At 62.9% G+C, this 18,928-nt stretch carries 21 protein-coding genes; 10 read left to right on the forward strand and 11 right to left on the reverse strand.

Features of this window, described 5'->3' with window-relative positions; translation table 11 throughout:
* Positions 1-94: 94 nt before the first annotated feature.
* Positions 95-238 (reverse strand): hypothetical protein, encoded by a 144-nt coding sequence (locus EN943_RS05640; RefSeq protein ID WP_081714329.1) that lies wholly within the window; start codon positions 236-238, stop codon positions 95-97.
* Positions 239-664: 426 nt separating this feature from the next.
* Here EN943_RS05640 and EN943_RS05645 point away from each other — a divergent pair, with 426 nt between their 5' ends.
* From EN943_RS05645 to EN943_RS05655, 3 genes are all read left to right on the forward strand, one after another.
* A complete protein-coding gene (locus EN943_RS05645; protein WP_127411837.1) occupies positions 665-1,108 on the forward strand; it encodes an SRPBCC family protein in 444 nt (147 codons plus the stop codon).
* A gap of 158 nt (positions 1,109-1,266) precedes the next feature.
* Positions 1,267-2,415 (forward strand): amidohydrolase, encoded by a 1,149-nt coding sequence (locus EN943_RS05650; RefSeq protein ID WP_127411838.1) that lies wholly within the window; start codon positions 1,267-1,269, stop codon positions 2,413-2,415.
* Positions 2,416-2,457: 42 nt separating this feature from the next.
* The gene (locus tag EN943_RS05655) at positions 2,458-2,931 is read left to right on the forward strand and encodes a VOC family protein (protein ID WP_206522732.1); all 474 of its coding nucleotides are present in this window, start codon (positions 2,458-2,460) and stop codon (positions 2,929-2,931) included.
* Positions 2,932-2,951: 20 nt separating this feature from the next.
* On the opposite strand, the gene EN943_RS05660 is transcribed toward EN943_RS05655, so the two are convergent.
* Positions 2,952-3,953 (reverse strand): NADP-dependent oxidoreductase, encoded by a 1,002-nt coding sequence (locus EN943_RS05660; RefSeq protein WP_127411840.1) that lies wholly within the window; start codon positions 3,951-3,953, stop codon positions 2,952-2,954.
* A 66-nt stretch (positions 3,954-4,019) separates the two neighbouring features.
* Positions 4,020-4,835 (reverse strand): oxidoreductase, encoded by an 816-nt coding sequence (locus EN943_RS05665; RefSeq protein WP_127411841.1) that lies wholly within the window; start codon positions 4,833-4,835, stop codon positions 4,020-4,022.
* Positions 4,836-4,938: 103 nt separating this feature from the next.
* Between EN943_RS05665 and EN943_RS05670 the strand changes: the two genes are divergently transcribed.
* Entirely contained in the window at positions 4,939-5,502 is a 564-nt protein-coding gene (locus tag EN943_RS05670; protein ID WP_127411842.1) for a TetR/AcrR family transcriptional regulator, read from the forward strand.
* Between the two features lie 126 nt (positions 5,503-5,628).
* Here EN943_RS05670 and EN943_RS05675 read toward each other — a convergent pair whose 3' ends face one another.
* Positions 5,629-6,690 carry a hypothetical protein gene (locus EN943_RS05675; protein ID WP_127411843.1) on the reverse strand — a complete coding sequence of 354 codons (1,062 nt, stop codon included), beginning with the start codon at positions 6,688-6,690 and terminating at the stop codon, positions 5,629-5,631.
* 74 nt (positions 6,691-6,764) lie between these two features.
* On the opposite strand from EN943_RS05675, the gene EN943_RS05680 reads away from it, so the two are divergent.
* Positions 6,765-7,967 (forward strand): cytochrome P450, encoded by a 1,203-nt coding sequence (locus tag EN943_RS05680; protein ID WP_127411844.1) that lies wholly within the window; start codon positions 6,765-6,767, stop codon positions 7,965-7,967.
* Between the two features lie 73 nt (positions 7,968-8,040).
* Here the strand turns inward: EN943_RS05680 and EN943_RS05685 are convergent, their stop codons facing one another.
* From EN943_RS05685 to EN943_RS05700, 4 genes are all read right to left on the reverse strand, one after another.
* Positions 8,041-9,630: a GH3 auxin-responsive promoter family protein gene (locus EN943_RS05685; protein WP_164778084.1), complete on the reverse strand. Its 1,590-nt coding sequence runs from the start codon at positions 9,628-9,630 to the stop codon at positions 8,041-8,043.
* Positions 9,620-10,363, reverse strand: a complete 744-nt coding sequence (locus tag EN943_RS05690; protein ID WP_127411846.1) for a hypothetical protein — start codon at positions 10,361-10,363, stop codon at positions 9,620-9,622. Before EN943_RS05690 ends, EN943_RS05685 begins: the two co-directional genes overlap by 11 nt.
* Positions 10,364-10,763: 400 nt before the next feature.
* Entirely contained in the window at positions 10,764-10,961 is a 198-nt protein-coding gene (locus EN943_RS05695; protein ID WP_023809368.1) for a hypothetical protein, read from the reverse strand.
* Between the two features lie 120 nt (positions 10,962-11,081).
* Entirely contained in the window at positions 11,082-11,315 is a 234-nt protein-coding gene (locus EN943_RS05700; protein ID WP_127411847.1) for a hypothetical protein, read from the reverse strand.
* Between the two features lie 410 nt (positions 11,316-11,725).
* Here EN943_RS05700 and EN943_RS05705 point away from each other — a divergent pair, with 410 nt between their 5' ends.
* The 4 genes from EN943_RS05705 to EN943_RS05720 are packed head-to-tail and all read left to right on the forward strand — an operon-like array spanning position 11,726 to position 15,614.
* Complete coding sequence (locus EN943_RS05705; RefSeq protein WP_127411848.1) at positions 11,726-12,730, forward strand: substrate-binding domain-containing protein; 1,005 nt, start codon at positions 11,726-11,728, stop codon at positions 12,728-12,730.
* The gene (locus EN943_RS05710; RefSeq protein WP_127411849.1) at positions 12,727-13,728 is read left to right on the forward strand and encodes an ABC transporter permease; all 1,002 of its coding nucleotides are present in this window, start codon (positions 12,727-12,729) and stop codon (positions 13,726-13,728) included. Before EN943_RS05705 ends, EN943_RS05710 begins: the two co-directional genes overlap by 4 nt.
* Positions 13,725-14,489, forward strand: coding sequence for an ATP-binding cassette domain-containing protein (locus tag EN943_RS05715; RefSeq protein WP_127411850.1), 765 nt, complete (start codon positions 13,725-13,727; stop codon positions 14,487-14,489). The genes EN943_RS05710 and EN943_RS05715 overlap by 4 nt, the downstream gene beginning before the upstream one ends.
* Positions 14,490-14,528: 39 nt before the next feature.
* Positions 14,529-15,614 carry a Gfo/Idh/MocA family oxidoreductase gene (locus EN943_RS05720; protein ID WP_127411851.1) on the forward strand — a complete coding sequence of 362 codons (1,086 nt, stop codon included), beginning with the start codon at positions 14,529-14,531 and terminating at the stop codon, positions 15,612-15,614.
* Between the two features lie 15 nt (positions 15,615-15,629).
* Here the strand turns inward: EN943_RS05720 and EN943_RS05725 are convergent, their stop codons facing one another.
* Complete coding sequence (locus EN943_RS05725) at positions 15,630-15,905, reverse strand: hypothetical protein (RefSeq protein ID WP_127411852.1); 276 nt, start codon at positions 15,903-15,905, stop codon at positions 15,630-15,632.
* A gap of 145 nt (positions 15,906-16,050) precedes the next feature.
* Between EN943_RS05725 and EN943_RS05730 the strand changes: the two genes are divergently transcribed.
* Positions 16,051-18,066: an amidase gene (locus EN943_RS05730; protein WP_127411853.1), complete on the forward strand. Its 2,016-nt coding sequence runs from the start codon at positions 16,051-16,053 to the stop codon at positions 18,064-18,066.
* Positions 18,067-18,273: 207 nt separating this feature from the next.
* On the opposite strand, the gene EN943_RS38220 is transcribed toward EN943_RS05730, so the two are convergent.
* The gene (locus tag EN943_RS38220) at positions 18,274-18,486 is read right to left on the reverse strand and encodes a hypothetical protein (protein ID WP_245475589.1); all 213 of its coding nucleotides are present in this window, start codon (positions 18,484-18,486) and stop codon (positions 18,274-18,276) included.
* Positions 18,487-18,695: 209 nt separating this feature from the next.
* Positions 18,696-18,926 carry a hypothetical protein gene (locus tag EN943_RS05740; RefSeq protein ID WP_245475591.1) on the reverse strand — a complete coding sequence of 77 codons (231 nt, stop codon included), beginning with the start codon at positions 18,924-18,926 and terminating at the stop codon, positions 18,696-18,698.
* Positions 18,927-18,928: the final 2 nt, after the last annotated feature.

An 18,928-nucleotide genomic window follows, 5' to 3' on the forward strand; every position in this document is an offset into this window, starting at 1 on the left:
TGATGCCCGGCAACACGCCGCTGCAACGCAAACGGCGGCCCGCGCGCTGAGATGGCCGGTCCGCCGAGACGTTTGAGGGAACGGAACTTCGCGCCTAGATGCCGAAGAACTGCTTGCCAACCATGTAACCCAGTGCCGCCACGACCAGCGGAAACAGTGCCGGCGCCGCCTTGCCTAGAAGGGAGACCTGCTGGTCCTTCGCCGGCGTATGACGTGCATTGCCGAGATTCTTGGTCATTGCTTGCCTCAGGTTCGAAAGACTAATTAGCAAATGCTGATTAACAGCATGGCCGCATTAACGGCCTGATAGGAAATCAACTCTGATCAGATGCAAATTCTAATGATCGGCACATGGACGGCAAGGACGCGCTGCCCTATTTAGCGGCGTTCGAAGCATTGACCGGAACGCGCGGCCGTTCGCGCCGCTCGGTAAAACCGCGCCTGAACAACAAGATGGCTCAGGAACCCGATTTAGCAGGTGAACGCCAGCTCCGGAGCCGATGCAGTTCGTCCGAGCTTCGTGTTGATAGGCGCGGGGTCGAAGGGCATGCCCGCAGCGTAGGCAGGCCGCACCCCGTCAAAAAATTCGCAAACCAATGTCGGACTGGTTACGCCTCGTTCGTCCTTGGGGTATCGAACAGGCATTTATGAAAGGATCCAGCATATGCCCGGCACCGTACGTTTGCACCGCGTTCTGACGACCAGCCCTGAAAAGGTCTATCGCGCCTTCGTTGAAGCGGACGCGCTGGCCAAGTGGCTTCCGCCAAACGGCTTCACCTGCACGGTCCATAATTTCGAGGCAAAGGTCGGAGGCACGTTCAAGATGTCGTTCCGCAATTTCACCACCGGCGACAGCCACGCCTTCGGCGGTGAGTATCTCGAACTCGTTCCGGGCGAGCGCCTGCTCTACACCGACAGATTCGACGATCCCAACCTGCCCGGCGAGATACGGGTGACCGTAATCTTGAAAAAGGTGTCGGTCGGCACTGAAATCGACATCACCCAGGCCGGCATACCGGACGTCATTCCGGTCGAGGCCTGCTATCTGGGCTGGCAGGAATCGCTCAGAAATCTGGCAAAGCTCGTCGAGCCCGAGATCAATCAATAGGCTGAGGATGGCCTGGAGAACGGTCGTTTCTGGCCTGCCGAAGCCTGAAACTTGGACTGTGGCGGGAACTGCCCTTTATCGCTAGCAATTCATCATTGCGTTTGACACCCCCTGTGACTGGATGTGTCGATGAAGAATGCAGCGGAGGCTGAAAAAGCATGACTCTGACCAACCGAGACATCGTCGAGTTGACCGCGTGGCGGCGCCAGCTGCACCAGAATCCGGAAATCTCGAATGAAGAGGAGAAGACGGCAAAGGAGGTCGTCGCCTTCCTCGCCGATACAGGGCCGGACAAGGTGCTGACACAGCTCGGCGGGCACGGCGTCGCGGCCATATATGACAGCGGCAAAGCGGGGCCGACGGTGCTGTTCCGTTCGGAACTCGATGCCTTGCCTATCGAAGAACTTTCAGGCGTGCCGCATTCGTCGCACGTGCCGGGCAAGTCGCATATGTGCGGCCATGACGGACACACCGCGATCCTGGCATCCCTCGGACGGCAGTTGGGGCGCGAGCGGCCTGCAAGCGGCCGCGTCGTGCTGATGTTCCAGCCGGCGGAGGAAACCGGCAATGGCGCGGCCGGCGTCGTCGCCGATCCCCGCTTCGGCGAGATCGCGCCGGATTTCGCTTTCTCGCTGCACAACCTGCCTGGCGTGCCGTTCGGCGAGGTGCGGCTCAAGCCCGGCGTGGTCAACTGTGCGTCACGCGGCATGCGCATAATACTGGAGGGCAAGACCGCCCATTCATCCATGCCGGAGACCGGTATCTCGCCGATGCTGGCGATCAGTGAACTGATGCCGGCACTGCCGGCGCTCGGGCGCGGAACCTTCGCCGCCGACGACTTCTCCATGCTGACCGTCACCCATGCCGCGATGGGCGAGGCCGTGTTCGGCATCGCGCCGGCTCATGCGCAGGTGTGGGCAACGCTGCGCACCCGGCGTGACGAGCGCATGGCGAACCTTTGCGCTGCTGCCGAAGCACTGGTCGCCAGGATCGCGGGCGAGCATCGCCTTTCCGCCCGCTGGGACTATCACGAGATCTTCGTCGCCAGCGTCAACGCGCAGGACGCGGTGGAGCATCTGCGGCGCGCGCTCGATGAAGAGGGCGTCGCGCACGGCGAAGAAGCCCTGCCGATGCGCGCCTCGGAAGATTTCGGCCTGTTCGGCCATAGTGCCAAGTCGGCGATGTTCTTCCTCGGTGCAGGCGAGCGGCATCCTGCCTTGCACAATCCCGACTATGACTTTCCCGACGACCTGATCCCGATCGGGTCAAGGATCTTCATGCGCACGGCACGCAATCTCCTGGGCTGACCCCGCCAACTCCAACGCCGAAAGGAACCCGCAATGCCAAAGATACCAAAGAACACGATTTGCCTCTGGTTCGACAAGGACGCCGAGGCTGCGGCACGCTTCTACGCGGAGACCTTTCCCGGCACCAACGTGGGCGCCGTTCACCGTGCGCCGAGCGACTTTCCGTCCGGCAAGAAAGGCGACGTGTTGACGGTCGAATTTACCGTTGCCGGCATTCCCTGCATCGGATTGAACGGCGGCTCCACATTCAAGCAGAGCGAGGCCTTCTCGTTCCAGATCGCCACCGACGATCAGCAGGAAACCGACCGCTACTGGAACGCCATCGTCGGCAATGGCGGCCAGGAGAGCGTGTGCGGCTGGTGCAAGGACAAATGGGGCGTGTCCTGGCAAATCACGCCGCGCACGCTGACCGAGGCTATGGCCGCTGGCGGCGAGGAAGCCAAACGCGCCTTTGATGCGATGATGGAGATGACGAAGATCGACGTCGCGGCGATCGACGCAGCCCGGCGCGGCTGACCTCGATCGCAGCTGAGTTGCTATCTGACCTTGATGACGACCTTGCCCTTGGCGCGTCCTGTTTCGACATAGGCCAGCGCCTCATTGGTCGCCTCGAAGGGAAATATCCGGTCGACGACCGGGCGGATCGCGCCGGATTCGATGAGCGATGCGATCTTGCTCAGCTGCTCGCCCTGCGCCCACATGAAAAGGAACGAGAACGTCACGCCACGGCGCTTGGCTTTCGCTCGAATACCGCGGCTCAGCAGGCGAAGCACCAGCCTCAGCACCACGTTCAGTTCCTTTTCCCTGGCAAATTCCGGATCCGGTGGGCCGGAGATGGAGATGAGCTTGCCACCCGGTTTCAGCACATTCAGTGATTTTTCAAGTGTCCTGGCGTCCTGGCTGTTCAAGACGACGTCGTAGCCCGAAAGGACTTTCTCGAAATCGTCTTTCCTGTAGTCGACGACGACATCGGCGCCGAGCCCCTTGACCAGACCGGCGCTCGCCGCGCTGGAGGTGGTCGCAATGGTCGCGCCGAGATGCTTTGCCAGTTGGATGGCGAATGTCCCCACGCCGCCGGAGCCGGCTTGAATGAAGACCTTCTGTCCCTTCTTCAGGTTGGCCCTTTCGACGAGCGCCTGCCAGGCGGTCAGGCCGACCAGCGGGATCGAGGCCGCCTCCTCCATGCTGAGGTTCCCGGGCTTCAGGGCCACGTCGGCTTCATCCATGGCTATGAACTCGGCGAACGTCCCGATCCGGCCATCGCGCGGCCGCGCATAGACGTCGTCGCCCAGTTTGAACTTGCGGACTGTCGATCCCACGCGCACAACCCTCCCGGCCACGTCGTGACCCAGGATGAAGGGCCGGCGATAGGGCAGGATCAGCTTGAACTCTCCGGTTCTGACCTTGGAATCGAGCAGGTTCACCGCCGCGGCGTGGACCTCGACCAGGACATCGCTGTCCCCGAGTTTCGGCTCCGGCATTTCGGCCAGCCGCAGCGTGCCGTTCTTGCTGTATTTGTCGACGACGAATGCCTTCATGGCAGTGACTTTCCGATAGTGATTTTGGTGCGTCGCATGTGCGTGAAATCCTGTGCTCGCTGTCGTTCAAACCGGCAGGCGGAACTGTTTGCGCAGGCTCTTGTCGAAGATTCCCGCGGGGGCAAAGCGGCGCAGCAGGCTGACCTGGCGCGCAGCCTTGCCGGCGGTGTAGCGCCGTTGCGGACGGGCATCGGTCGCTGCCTTGACGACCACTTGCGCCACCACTTCCGGCCGGTCGGCTACGGGCATCACATCGCGAAGCAGCGCTTCCATCGTAGCTCGGGCCTGATCGTATTCCTGCAGCGGCGAATCCGGTTGGATCCCGTTCTGGTCGAAGACGGTGCGAACGAATGCCGGCTCGATGACCGAGACGCGGATATTGAAGGCACGAACCTCGTGGTCGAGCGATTCCGAATAGCCCTCGAGCGAGTGCTTGACCGCCGAATAATGCGCTGAATACGGCGCCGGCACCAGTCCCAGCACAGAGCCGATATTGACGATGCGCCCTTCGCCACGCCGCCGCATCGACGGCAGCACCGCATTGGTCATGCGGATGACGCCGAACAGATTGACGTCGAACAGGGCCTGCACCTGTGCAATCGAGAATTCCTCGGCGCCTCCAAGCTGGCCGACGCCGGCATTGTTGACCAAGAGATCGATCCGACCGGCCTGCGAGAGTACCGTCGAAACGAGTGCGGCAACGGCCTCACCGTCGGTCACGTCGCAGATCAGCATGGTCACCCCGTCCGGATCGTTGCCGGCCTTGCGCCGGCTGGTTCCGAAGACGGTGAACCCTGCCCGCGCCAGGGCCTCGGCGCTGGCGCGGCCGATGCCCGACGAGGCTCCGGTCACAACAGCGGTTTTTCCGGCATTCGTTTTCATTTCGTGCTCCAAACTCATGAGGGCTAGCTTTTTTGCATCCGTTAAATTACAGTCGTAATATCAGATTATGATCATAATACAATAGCAGAAAGGAATAGCAGCCATGCGCTACGAAAAGGGCAGGAAGGACGCCTCGCGCGGCCGGATCCTGGAGGTCGCCGCCGACCGTTTTCGCGGCGACGGCATCGCCGCGTCCGGACTGGCGACCATCATGAGCGACGCCGGGCTGACCAACGGCGCCTTCTATCCGCACTTTCAATCCAAGGCGCAGCTTGTCCGCGAAAGCGTGGCGGCGGCGATGGAGCTTCAGGCGCAGCAACTGGCGGAAGCATTGGCTTCGGGCGTGGGGATGGCCATCGACACGTATCTGTCGGCCGAGCACCGGGACAATCCCGGAAAGGGCTGCGCGTCAGCTGCGCTGCTGCCGGAGCTCGCCCGTCAGCCGCCTGAAACGCGTGAAGCCTATACAGACCACCTGCTGGTTTTGGTGCGCCAGTTGGCGCAAGCGCTACCGCAGGCCAGGGATCCGGAGGGCGTGGCGCTGGCTGTCTTTGCAACGCTCCTCGGCACGCTGCAAATGGCCCGCGCCGTGGGCGGAACGGAATTGTCCGACCGCATCCTCTCGGCGGGGAAAGACGCGGCCAAGACGCTGATCGAGCAGCGTTAGCGCGGCAGTGTGCAAAGCGGTTCCGCTGCGGTCAAACGACGACTCGCTGTGGGATGCCGCCCCGCGTGGGCAGTGGAGCGATTAGGGGCTGCATTGCATTAAGTGTGAAGCCCAGTTGCGCTCATGTCACTCCCAGCCCAAGAGCCGCGCCAGCCGCTTCTTGAGCGGTCGCAGGGACAGGCGCCGACGCCGGGAGAATCCCGCAATCCTCTGCCGCACCACATGCATGGCATCGGCGTGGATGGCATCGACGCTCATGGTGCCGTTGCCGAGCAAAAGGTCAAGGCCCGAGACCGGGCGCATGATGCCACGCAGAGCCCGCTCATGCATCTCGGCGTAGCGGCTGTAATCCACCCCCGCCTCCCAGCCAGGCGGCCGCGTCAGAACGGACGGGTTGTTATTGATTTCAAAGGTCTGGACCTGGCCGTCGACGATGCCGTAATCGATGCGCCCATAGTCGATGCCGGCCAGGGCGAAGACACGCCCGATCTGCTCGGCATGCGGATTGTCGTCCACGTAGGCGCGGCTTTCGGCCCTGTCGGCCTCGGTGAAGCGGGTGCTCGGAAACTTGATGTACCAGTTCTCATTGATGAAGCAGTGCTGCGGATAGACGGTTGGGCCGACCTTGTAAGCCGAGTATTTGCGGAACCGCCCATCGGCCGAGGGAGCCGCGCCATATTCGACGATCATCAGGTCCGGGTCTTGACGGACATGGCCCGGCAGACGGGCAATCGCTGCTTCCAGCGCATCCGCGCCGTCGATCAGCCCGGTCAACGGCGGCTCATGCTGGCTTTCCCAGCGCACGAAAACTGGAAACCGGCGTACAGACTTGCGCTCACCCAGCCGATGCACATCGAAATGGTTGAGGCCCGCGGCCTTCAGGCGTTTCAGCAAGTCAAAGCGGCGTGGCACGATTGCTGGATCGTTGAGCAGCAACAGGCCCGGATTGAGCGAGGCGATGCGCTCATGGAGGGAGACCGCCGCCTGCAATTGAGCCGGCGCCAGCCTTTCAAAATCCGTAAAGATGAAGGTGCCGGGAGCGAGGGGGCCGAGCCTCGCGGCCAGTTCGTAGGGAATGATCCGGACAAGATCACCAAGCCCATGCTGGTAATAGCCAAGCAGTACGCCCATCGTGTAAGCATGTTGGCGCGTGCAGAAATAGTAAATCGGCCCCTGATTGTTGGTCATGGCCGGGTGTCGATATCCGGGCGTGCACGACACACCACTGTCTTGGCCGACAAGATTGGACTTCTCGCAAGGCAATGCATACCGAATCCCCCTCCAATGCTGTGTTCAATTCCGGCCGGCATCCCTGGCAAGGGATTCGCGCCGGTGCTTTCAAAGGTGCCGCGGACACCTATGCTATCCACGATGAAATGCGACGGCGCGCTCCGGTCTGGCAGGCGCCGTGGGGCGATGTCTATCTCACCGGCTACGATCTTGTTTCGAGCAGCCTCGCCAATCGCAAGCTTTCGCACGTGCCGCCGGCCGATGTAATGGAGGATCCGGATTCCGCGATACGCGACTGGCTGATCTATCAGGAAGGCAGCGCTCACGCCGCCCTGCGCCAGGCTCTGCAGCAGCCCTTTGTCGGCAAGGGCATGCCGGCTTTGCGTCCCATTGTAGCTGAAACGATCGAAGACCTCATGGGCGATTCCGGCTTGTCCGGGACGACCGAAGTCGTGGCCGCCTTCACGCGCGCCGTGCCCGAACGTGTCATTTGCCGCCTGCTTGGCGTACCGGACCAGGACATGCCGATGATCCGGGCATGGTCGGGTTCGATCCGCGCCCTTCTCGATACCGGTTTCGATGATGCCTTCGGCGGCGCCAACTCCGCCGACGAGATGTCCTGCTACTTCGTCGAGCATTTGCGCCATCTGCTTGCCACTGGGCGAATGCCGCCGCTGCTGACCGGGCTGGCCGGCCTGGTCGATGCGTTGGGGCTGACGGCTGCCGGTCGCAACATCGCCTTCCTGGCCTTCGCCGGTCACGAGACCACGGTGCACCTCATCGGCAACATGTTGTTCCATCTTGCTCACCAGCCCGCCCAGTGGGCGGCCCTGCGGGCCGACCGCCGGCTTGCTGCCAGTGCCGTTGCCGAAACGCTGCGGCTGGAAAGCCCGGTGCAGAAGATCTGCCGCTGGCCGCTTGAGCCTGTAATCATCGGCGGCCAGGAAATCGAAAAGAACCGGCTGATGGTGCTGCTTGTCGGCGCTGCCAACCGCGACCCGGCCCAGTTTGCCGACGCATCGCGTTTCGACCTCGGCCGGGCCGGCAGGCAGAACCTGGCCTTCGGCCGGGGCGCGCATGTCTGCATCGGCAGGGCGTTGGCCGAAATGGAAGGTGTCGCGGTGCTGGAAGCCGCACTCACCCACTGGAGAACCGTCGAGCCTGTTGCTGCATGTTGGATGGACAATTCCTCGATCCGCGGCCTGGATGCGCTGACCTTGCGGCTGACGGCCTGACCGGATGGTCGCTTGTCCAGTTTTCATGCCTTTACTCGACAAGCCGGGATTTTCCGCAACACGGGATGCCGCATCATCCTAGGGTGTCCTCCTTGTCCGCCCCGAGTGCCGCTAGAAGCGCTGCGTCCGATCGAGTGAGCAGAACCGGCGCCTTCATTCCGGCGATGCCCGTGCCGCCCTTCATGCGGTGGCGCTTCAGCCTGCCATAGAGGTCGTCCACGCCGGTCGTCCGCAGCGGCCCCAACTGGCCGATGCGGCGGGCATACTCATATTGCGGATTGGCCTTGAGCGCATGGTCGAGGCCGCCGCCAAGCACCTCAACGGCCCGCCCCCGACCGGTCTCGACGAAAAGCCGGTAATGCGGGTGCGGCGTCGCGACCGCCACCAGCAGCGAATAGGTACGATGATCGAGACCGGCCTCGGCCAGCGAGCGCACGACAAAGGCTTCCGTGAGTTTTTCCCCACAGAGATCGGACACCATGCCGGTACGCCCGCTGAAACGCAGGCGCGGCGTGTCACCGGTGAACCCGGTGACTTCGACCATGTCTTGCGTGTCGTAGCGATAGAGGCCGGAGCCTGTGGTCACGATAAGCCGGTAGGTCAGGCCTGCCTCCAACTGCCACGCGAAAAGGTTGGCACCGCTTTCATCGACAAATTCAAAGAACCCGCTTTGCGATGCCAGGATGCACCCGGACCCGTCGCCATAGGGAAACGAAACGGCAGCTTCGGTAGACATCAGCCCTTTGGACTGGATGAAGACATGCGGAAATTGCGCCTGCAATGCGGCGGCAAAGCCACTGCTGGAGGCGTCTGTCCAGCAGCTGATCGTGTCGAGGCGAGGCCAGATCGCCGACAGCTGTGAACTTCCAAGCGCGCCCTCCAGCGCAGCAATGCGGCGGCGCACCACGTCCGGCGGCCGCACGGCGCCCAGCCTGTCCGCAAGCTCCGGCAACAGGCTCTCGGCATCGCGCTGCATCGCGCGCAGGATTTCGGTGAGATAGGTCGGGCTCCAGACCCAGATCAGGCTCAGATCCTCGGCCGCCAGCAGGTGCAGGCAGGTCTGCCTTTGCCATTCGGCGAAATCGCTGAGCAGCCTCAAATCCATCGGTACCGCCGAAACTTGGATCAGGCTATCGCGTAAGGCGCCGAAATAAGCAAAAGGAACAGGACTGCCCAACCTGCGCGCACCGACACGCTCGCTTGCGCCGCGGCCTACCGGGCTTAGCGCGAAATAGCTGTGCCCTTGCGCAACGCCCGGCCGGCGCCGTATCAGTTCCGACATCCAGGGATAGAGACAATCGGTGTAGGCCTGCAGGCCCGTGTCGGTATACGGGATGTATTTCGCGCCACCGGAACTGCCGCCGGTTTGCTCGATAAACCGGACCGGCTCGGCAGTCAGCACATTCTCCTCTCCGGCGACGACACGATCGATGTATGGCGACAAGGCCTCGTAGCCGCAGATCGGCACGAGATCGCGAAAGGACTCGGCCGAAGCGACGTTGGCAAAGTTGTGGTCACCACCAAACACAGTCGCGGGATTGGCTTCTACAAGCCGCCGCAAGAGGCAGCGCTGCGTGGCCTCGATCTGACCGAGCCGCGCCCGAAAACCGGCATCCCCGGCCGCGGTCGCGCCGGCAATCCGTGCCCAGGCCTCAGCGCCCATCTTGCAGCCCTTCGGCAAAACTCGCGGCAGCATAGCGCTTCAGATTGCCGAGTTCGAATTCCGCGAGGCAGGCAAGTTCGACACCTCGGAAGTAGAAGGGATTGGCCCGGAGAAAGAAGGCGGCAAAACGGTTGCGGAATGCTGTTTCCTCGACATCTGCCCACTGTTCCCGCAAGTGGCCTTGCGACAGGCCGAAGTCGATCAGTCCGGTCGACGGCTCGAATTGACGCCCGTATCGGGCAGTTGCGATAGCATCGCGGATCGTCTGCAGGCGGGCCGAAACCGGCCCATCGACGGCTGGAACGAAGTCGCAGAAAAAATTGGGGAGAATGCGGAACGTCCTATGCCCTCCGATGATGGAGAACCAGAACAACCGGCCCGCCACCGCGGCCTTGGCAGCGCCGGCCGCGCGAAAGAAACCGCGCAGCAACACGGGGTCGCCCCAACGCGCGGAATGAAGAACGGTATCGCCGGAGAAGAGATAGTGGACAGTCTCCCCGCCCATGGCCAGTGGCCTGACAAGATAAGTCGAAAAGCCGATAATCTCCCGGTCGCACCGGATGATCACGACAGCATCCTTTTCGGCGAGATCGCGTTCGAAAACATTGCGATCGACTGCCTCGTAGTAGGTTTCATACAAGGCAAACATCCGGTCGCGCTCGTCAGGCGTCAGTTCCCGCACCGGCGTGGTTGTCGAGCCAATGGAACCGATCTCATCCGCAGTACTTTGCACGCAATCTTGCCGCCTATGTGAGACCCCACCAAATCGCATATCAGTCATGGGCTCAGTAGTTCAAGCCGCACCAACCTGAATCTTTATGAACATTTGTCTCGACATTGCCGGCAATGGCCCTTGCGAGTTCGCCGTCCCACTCGACACTGTCGGCCAAAGCGGCCGCATTGGCCGCCAGGGCATAGTGCGTTGGACAGCGGCCGGCGATCACACTGCCGGTCGCCCGCGAAATTGTTCGACCGCTACTTTCGGCTTTGGTCTGCTATCTTCATCGGAAGTCCAAAACTGCCTGTCCGCTTTCGGCCTGAAATGCGATGCCCGATATTGGGCGCAGTAAGGTTAGAGGCTGCCGGGATGAAAGCGCTGCCGATGCATGCGGCGGCATCCCAGCCAATTCTGCTCAGAAGTCGAGAGCGACCATCATGCCGCGGACTTCGGCCATTTCCAGCAGCAGGTCTTGCAGTCTTTCGTCCAGCGCGGCACCGGTCAGCGCCAGAAGCTCGGTGATGCTCTCTCTCATCGATATGACGGCAGCGCCTGTCTTCTCGGCGAGCAGCCGTCCGATGGCAGCTCGGATCAGGTCGTCCTGATCAGACATTGCTTCACCTCCCGGCGCACTGCAACCTCCCCTTGCTTTCCATGCCTCACCGCCGCTTTCGACAACAGGGCGTGATTTCCCATACGGTATGATTTTTGATGCGACATCGGGCAGCTTTGCTCATGCCAACAGACCGTCTCGATGGGCCCGCCAGTCATTCAACACCGACAATGAGGACAGCAGCGAAAAAGGGCCGGGCTGGACCGTTTCAACCGCTGCAAGCAGCGCCAGCGGCACTTCGTGCCGATAAAGCCCAATGCACACGCCCCCTTCGGCCGTTGCCGGCAATTCCGTAATTGTGTCGAAAATCGAAAACGTACCCGTTGGCTCTTCCACGATTTCGAAACGCCCCACCCGAAACCTCCCTCTGCACAAAAGTCGCGACCAACGCGGACATCCCCCAAGTGGTTCCCTGAGGCCGGCACTTTTTTCGCGCCTTGGTTGTAGCGCATGCCGGCAGCACAGTCATGCCCGCAGGACGCACAGTCAAAATCGGTACGCACATTTTAAATCTTGACGCGTGTCAATTTTTTATAAAACATGCGCAAACGCCGGCATGGCATCGGCCGGCGCTCTGGGAGGAGCAATGCCTGACATCGAGAAGCGCCCGAACCGGGCTGCAGTCCGCACATCCCAAAGCGGGCAGCAACCTGTTGGCGAACCATCGCGCCGGGCATCGGGCTGGCCTTGCGCGCGGTCGGACATTGCAGTCGCCGGACAGCGACATTGATGCAGCCCATAAAACAATCAGGAGGAGGAAAACCATGCGCGTGTTCAATTGCCTGAAACTCGGCACGAGCCTGCTTGGCGCCGGCATGCTTGCAACCATCGTCTCAGCGCCCGCCCACGCCGAGGACGCGGCGAAAGTCGCGGCCATCGTCAAAGGCCTCGACAACCCGTTCTTCCAGACCATGCAGAAGGGCATCGAGGAGCAGGCCAAGGCCAACGGCGTCAATGTCAGCGTCCAGGCCGCCGCCAACATGGGTGACGCCACCGGCCAGGCCGACCGCCTGACCGCCATGGCCATGCAGGATTTCGATTGCTACCTGGTCAACCCGATCAGCGTCTCCAATCTCGTCCAGGCGCTGGTGCCGGTCGCCCAGAAGAAGAAACCGATCGTCAACATCGACTCGACCATCGACCCCGAGCAGGCCAAGGCCGCCGGCTTTGCCGTCTCGACCTATATCGGCACCGACAATGTCGCCGCAGGCGCGCTGGCCGGCGAAGAGATGCTGAAGCTGGTGCCGAAAGGTTCCAAGGTCGCGCTGGTCGCCGGCATCGTCGGCGATGTCGGCTCCAACGCCCGCATCAAGGGCTTCAAACAGGCGGTGGAAGGTAAACTCGAAATCGTGGTGATGGTCAGCGCTGACTGGGATCGCGAAAAAGCCTTGACCGCCGCTACCGATATCCTCGCCGCGCACCCGGATCTCGCCGGCTTCTTCGCTGCCAACGACATCATGGCGCTCGGCGTCGAGCGCGCCGTGCGGACATCGGGCAAGGACGTCAAGGTGATCGGCCTCGACGGCATTGTCGATGCCCTGAAGTCGATCGCATCAGGCGAACTCACCGCCACCGTCGCCCAATACCCCTATGTCGTCGGCGCCATGGGCCTCGAAGCCTGCGCTATCGCGGCCAAGGGCAAGGAACTGCCGGCCAACGTGCCGGCACCTGTGCTGTTGATCAACAAGGATAATGCCGAAGCGTCGCTGAAGAATTTTCCGCGTCCGGGCGGCGACTATCCCGATCCCTTCCGCGAGATGCTGAAGTGAGCACACCTGCAGACAACGCGCCCGCCGCCCATTCGGCGGGTGCGGAGGAGAGCCGTCCCTCCCTGGCGGCTCTCCTCCTCGATCCCTCCTTCTGGGCCGACTGGGCATCCGTCGTCGGCCTGGTCGGCCTTGTCATCGTCTTCGGCGTCGCCCAGCCGGTCTTTCTCAGCGTCGCCAATCTGCAGGCGCTGCTGCTGGCGGCGGCGATCCTGGTCGTGCTGTCGATCGGCCAGACCTTCGTCATCGCCACCTCGGGCATCGACCTGTCGCTGGCGGCAGCCGTCATGCTCGGCGCCATCATCCTCGGCCTCGTCAATGCCGCCGGCTACGGCATCTTCGTCGCCTGCGTGCTCGCGGTTCTCGCCACCAGCGCCGTTGGCTTCCTCAACGGGCTTATCATCACGGCAGGCAAGATCCCCGACTTCGTGGTGACGCTCGGCACGCTGTCGGGCATCACTGGCCTTGGCCTCATCCTGTCGGGCGGTGAACCGACCATGGTCGGCTCGACCTTCCTGCTCAAGCTCGCTTCCGGCTCGTTCGGACCGTTCGGTTATCCGGTCTGGGTAGCGATCGCAGCCGTCATCGTCGCCCATATCGCGCTCTACCACACACGCTTCGGCGTGCATTTGCTGGCGACCGGCGGCCAGGCCGAAAGCGCCGGCGCGCTCGGCATCCGCACCAACCGGGTCAAGATCGCCGCCTATACGATTTCCGGTCTCTGCGCCGGCATCGCGGCTATTCTCCTGGTCGCCCGCATCGGCTCGGCCGAACCGCAGATCAACACCAGCCTGCTGCTCAATTCGGTGGCGGCGGTGGTGCTGGGCGGCGTCAGCCTGTTCGGCGGCCGCGCCAGCATTCTGGGACCGGCGATCGGCGCGCTGATGCTTACCGCACTCGTCAACGGCCTGACCTTGCTCAACGTGTCGGCATTCTACCAACCGCTTGCCGTGGGCGCCATCGTGGTGCTGGCGGCGCTGATCATGCGGTATCAGAAATGAGCGCGCCCCATCACATCCCCGCCGCTGAGGCGATCATTGCCTGCGAAGGGCTGAGCAAGCATTTCGGCGGCATCCGCGCCTTCACCGACGTCGCCTTCCAGGCTCGTCGTGGCGAGGTCACCGCCGTCATCGGCGACAATGGCGCCGGCAAGTCGACGCTGATCCGCAGCCTCGTCGGCGTGCATCAGCCCGACGCCGGCAATCTGTTCTTCGACGGCCGCGCGCGGCCCTTCGCCAACCCCGACGAGGCGCGCAAGGCCGGCGTCGAGACCGTGCACCAGAACCTGGCGCTGATCGACGAACTGACGGTCGCGCAGAACCTGTTCCTCAACCGCGAGATCGTGCGCCGCATCGGCCCGTTCGCTTTCCTCGACCGCAAGGCGATGAAACGCGAGGCCCGCTCAATGCTGTCGCGGCTGTCGATCAACGTGCCGTCGATCAACCAGCGCGTGCGACGCCTGTCGGGCGGCCAGCGGCAGGCGATCTCGATCTGCCGCGCTGTCGGCTCCGGCGCCAAGCTGGTGGTAATGGACGAACCGACAGCAGCGCTCGGCGTGCAGGAAACGGCCAATGTCGAGGCGCTGATCCGGCGCCTGCGCGAGCAGTCGGTCTCAGTCATCCTGGTCAGCCACAATTTCGATCAGGTCTGCCGCCTGTCCGACCAGATCTGGGTGATGCGGGCGGGAAAGATGGCAGCGACCGTGCGCGCTTCCGAAACATCAGGCAACGAGCTCGTCGCGCTGGTCACCGGCGCGGCATAGTCCTGCAGCATCAGACTTGAAATCAAAAGGAGTTTGCCGGTGGCACCAATTCGTGTCGGACTTGTAGGTCTTGGAGAGGTCGCGCAGTCGATCCATCTGCCGGTGCTGAGCGATCAGCGCGAGCGCTGGGTGATCGCGGGCGTGTACGACGTCTCGCCCAGCCTGGTGTCGCTCGTCACCTCCGAATATGCGACGGCAAAAGCCTTCGAAACGGCCGAGGCGCTGATCAGTTCCCCCGACATCGACGCGGTCTTCGTGCTGTCATCCGACGACACCCACAGCCGCTTCGTGCATGCGGCGATCAAAGCCAACAAACACATCCTGCTGGAAAAGCCCGCCTGTCTGACGGTGCGTGAGATCGACGATCTGCTGGCGCTGATGCCGGGCTACGACAAGACCCTGTTCGTCGGCTATATGCGCCGCTACGCGCCGGCCTATCTGGCCGCCAGGGATGAGCTGCCGGCCTTCGCCGACATCACCCATGTCCGCATCTTCGACCTGATCTCGGAGGGCCGGCATTTCCTCAAGAAGAGCCGGAACGTCCTCTATCCCAACGACATAGACCCCGCCCTGCTGGCGCGTGGCGCCAAGGAGCGCGACGCGCTGATCCGCGAAGTCGTCGGCGCCGATGCGCCGGCCGACCTGGTGCGCGCCTATCGCGGGCTGACGGCGCTTTCCTCGCACCACATTTCGGCGATGCGCGGGCTGATCGGCGAGCCGGCGCGCGTGCTGGCCGCGCACCGCACCAATGGCGGCGCCAACACATCAGTCACCTTCGACTACGGCCATTTCGCTTGCCTCTATGACGCCGTGGTCGACGATCTCGGCCTGTTCGACGCCATGATCGAGGTGCGCTCCAACACCAGGCGCGTGCGCATCCTCTACGACACGCCCTACATCCGCAGCCTGCCGACCCGTCTGCAAGTCACCGATGCCGGCCCGCTTGGCCCGGTGACGAAGACCTTCGGCCCGCTCTATGGCGACGCCTTCTCGAATGAACTGGAAATTTTCCACCGCCACATCACCGAAGGCACGAAGCCGCTCACCGACCTCGCCGATTCCCGTCGCGACCTGGCGCTGATGGCCGAAATCATCGAGCGGATGAGAGAGAGTGGCGGGCTCTGAGGCGCTGCCTGCTGCCTACTTCCCACAGTGATGGTCGTTGATCTTGTTCACCGCATTCGCGTCCGTTCCGACGCGATGGTAGGAGCAGGCGCCGGCCGCCGTCGTCACCAACTGCTGATCGTAGTAGCGCGGGCCGCCGAACAGGATGTCGATGAGATCGCCTTCGGCGGGAACGTAGCGTTCGGAGTGGACCCGGCGGTCGTGATGCCGGTCGCCAGCCAAGGCCGGGGCGAAAACGCTTGAGCCCATGGCGACAGCGAGAGCTAGGATCGCAACGGATTTCGTGGTCATCGCCAATACCCTCCTGGCCATTCCGGAATCACACCATACATCCAAAACCGCCAGCCGGACAAAAGTTCCAACGAGGACCGCGATAGGCTCTTGCCGAAGCAGGCGGCCTCGCTCATCCATGGCGCGTGGAAATGTGGGACCTGTGATGACCGACCTTCATCTCGTCGAAGCGACGATCGACCAATTGCGCCGCGCGCTCGATGACGGCACCGTCACCAGCGTCGAACTGGTCGGGGCGTATCTGAGGCGCATCGCGCATTTCGACCGGCACGGCGTCAGCCTCAATGCCGTTCCCGTGCTCAACCCTGACATGTTTGAGGAGGCCGCCGCTTCCGACCGGCGCCGTCGCAATGGTACCGTGCTCGGGCCACTCGACGGCATCCCCTACACCGCCAAGGACAGCTACAAGGTATCAGGCCAGACGGTCGCCGCCGGCTCGCCAGCCTTCGAGCATCTCATTGCCAATGAGGATGCCTTCACCATCGCCCGGCTGCGCGCCGGTGGCGCCGTGCTGATCGGGCTGACCAATATGCCGCCGATGGCCAATGGCGGCATGCAGCGCGGCGTCTATGGCCGCGCCGAAAGTCCGTACAATGGCGACTACCTCGCCGCCGCCTTCGCGTCGGGCTCGTCCAATGGCTCCGGCACGGCGACAGCGGCCAGCTTCTGCGCCTTCGGGCTTGGCGAGGAAACCTGGTCGTCCGGCCGCGCGCCGGCCACCAACAATGCGCTGGTCGCCTACACGCCGTCGCGCGGCGTCATTTCGGTGCGCGGCAACTGGCCCCTGGTGCCGACCATGGATGTCGTGGTGCCGCACGCGCGGACAATGCCCGACATGCTCGAATTGCTTGACATCATCGTCGCCGACGATCCCGAGACCCGAGGCGATTTCTGGCGCGCGCAGCCCTGGGTCAAGCTGCCGAAAAGCGCCGATGTACGGCCGCCCCGCTATACCGATCTCGCACTGGCGGGTTCGTTGAAAGGCAAGCGGCTGGGCGTGCCCAGAATGTATATCGGCAGGGACAGCGAGGCCGATGCGCCGATCGAAACCCGCGCCTCGGTGCTTGCCCTATGGGAGCGGGCAGCGGCCGATCTGAAGCGGCTTGGCGCTGAGGTGGTCGAGGTCGATTTCCCCGTCGTCTCCAACTATGAGCACGACCGCCCCGGCGCGCGCAGCATGGTCGAGCGCGGGCTGATGCCCCCAGAGTTCGCCGAGCGCGAACTCTGGGATCTCTGCATCTGGGGCTGGGACGACTTTTTGCGCGCCAATGCCGACCCGGCCTTGCCCGATCTCGTCTCGGTCGACGGCCCAAATATCTTCCCGCAGCCGCCGGGCACGCTGCCCGACCGCTATGAGGGCGGCTTCGATCTGAGGGAATATGTCGAGCGGGCACGGTCCGGCGTCACGCCCGTCACGGAAATCCCGACGATTGAAGAAGGCCTGAAGGGCCTCGAAGCGACAAGGCGGATCGATTTCGAGGACTGGCTGGACGCGCAAGGCATCGACGCCGTGGTGCTGCCCGCCGCCGCCGATGTCGGACCGGCCGATGCAGACATCGACGAGGCGTCCGCCGCCCTTGCCTGGCGCAACGGCACCTGGGTCGCCAACGGCAATCTGGTCTGGCGCCATTTCGGCATCCCCACCGTCACCGTGCCGATGGGAACCATGGCCGATATCGGCATGCCGGTAGGCCTCACCTTCGCCGGCAAGGCCTACGACGACGAAAGGCTGCTGCGCATGGCCGGCGATTTCGAACGTGCCACGCAGCGCCGCACCAGCCCGCCCCGCACGCCGGAACTTGCCGACGATGTGTTTTCAGGCCGCCCCGCCCGAGCCGGCGACAGCAAGGCGCCAGCGTTCGCCATCACGCTTGCCGCCGAGACGCGGCCTTCCGGCGATCAGGACGAGATCGTCATCACGCTCGACCTGCCCGGCGAGGCCGCCGAAACGGCCAACATCCAGGTGCATGTCAACGGAGAGGTCGTCGTGCTGCAGCGAAGCGGTGCGCGCTTCATCGGGCATGCCCTCATTCCGGCCGCAGAGCACCAGCGGTTCCACAGCGTCTGGCGTGGCTCGTATGGCTCGATCGTGACGGCTATTGTGCGGCTGGAGGATGGGCGCAGCGCCGGCGCCTATCTGGTAACCGGAGGGATTGGATGAACGCCAGCCGCTAGGAAGGCAGCGAAGTCAGCCATTCTTCCCAAAATTCCTGCATATGGACGAAAACCGGAACCACGTCGACGCCATCATCAATATGTCGACCAGATCGCTCTCTTGCGGAAATTGCCCCGTCTTCACCTTGCAGGCTATCAATCCGCGACTTTTCTCCATCACGGTATTTTCCGGATAAACATTGGCGCTTGCTCCCTAACAGAAGGGTAGCAGGCCATCGACTTCGAGTGCCTGACGGATTTGGAACAGAGCCTCGAAAAAGTCTTCCTCTTCTGCCTCGATCACCTTGTCCCGATAACTGCATTTCAGATTGCAGGCAGCGCCGTTCACGTGCAGCGTGAACACGGCTTGCTCGTCGTCACCAACGGAACCTGCGCCGATCAGAAAAACTGTACGCTGATGGTCCATCTCATCCCCCTCGCCATGCGACGGGATGGTAGTACGACAACGGCCGCTTTTCCAGCATGGCAGGGATTGGGACGCGGCCGCACTCCCTCCCGTCGTCATCCGCTGGCCGAGCGTCCCGCCGCAAAGGCAAGGTCCCGCCGAATGGCGTTCAATTTGTCTTGCGACAGACCGGCAAGCAGCTTTTCATCGAGATATCCTGCTCGAATAAGCTACGCGAACACGAAGAGAAGCTGCGAATAGCGATAGTCGAACGTGCGATCGATTTCCCGTCGCTGTTCACGCAAATAGCCTTCGAGCACCCACATCTCGGAGGGCTGCGTCACCGCACTCGCCTTGCTTTTGAAGTCGGCCATCGTCTTTGCGAGCGCCGCCTCAAGAGCGGTATCGAAGGCATGGCGCGCGAGCTTCTTTTCGGATCCGGACCACTCGAAATCACTCATTT

The organism is Mesorhizobium sp. M7A.F.Ca.US.006.01.1.1, assembly GCF_003997935.1.
In the GTDB taxonomy this organism is placed as follows: Bacteria; Pseudomonadota; Alphaproteobacteria; order Rhizobiales; family Rhizobiaceae; genus Mesorhizobium.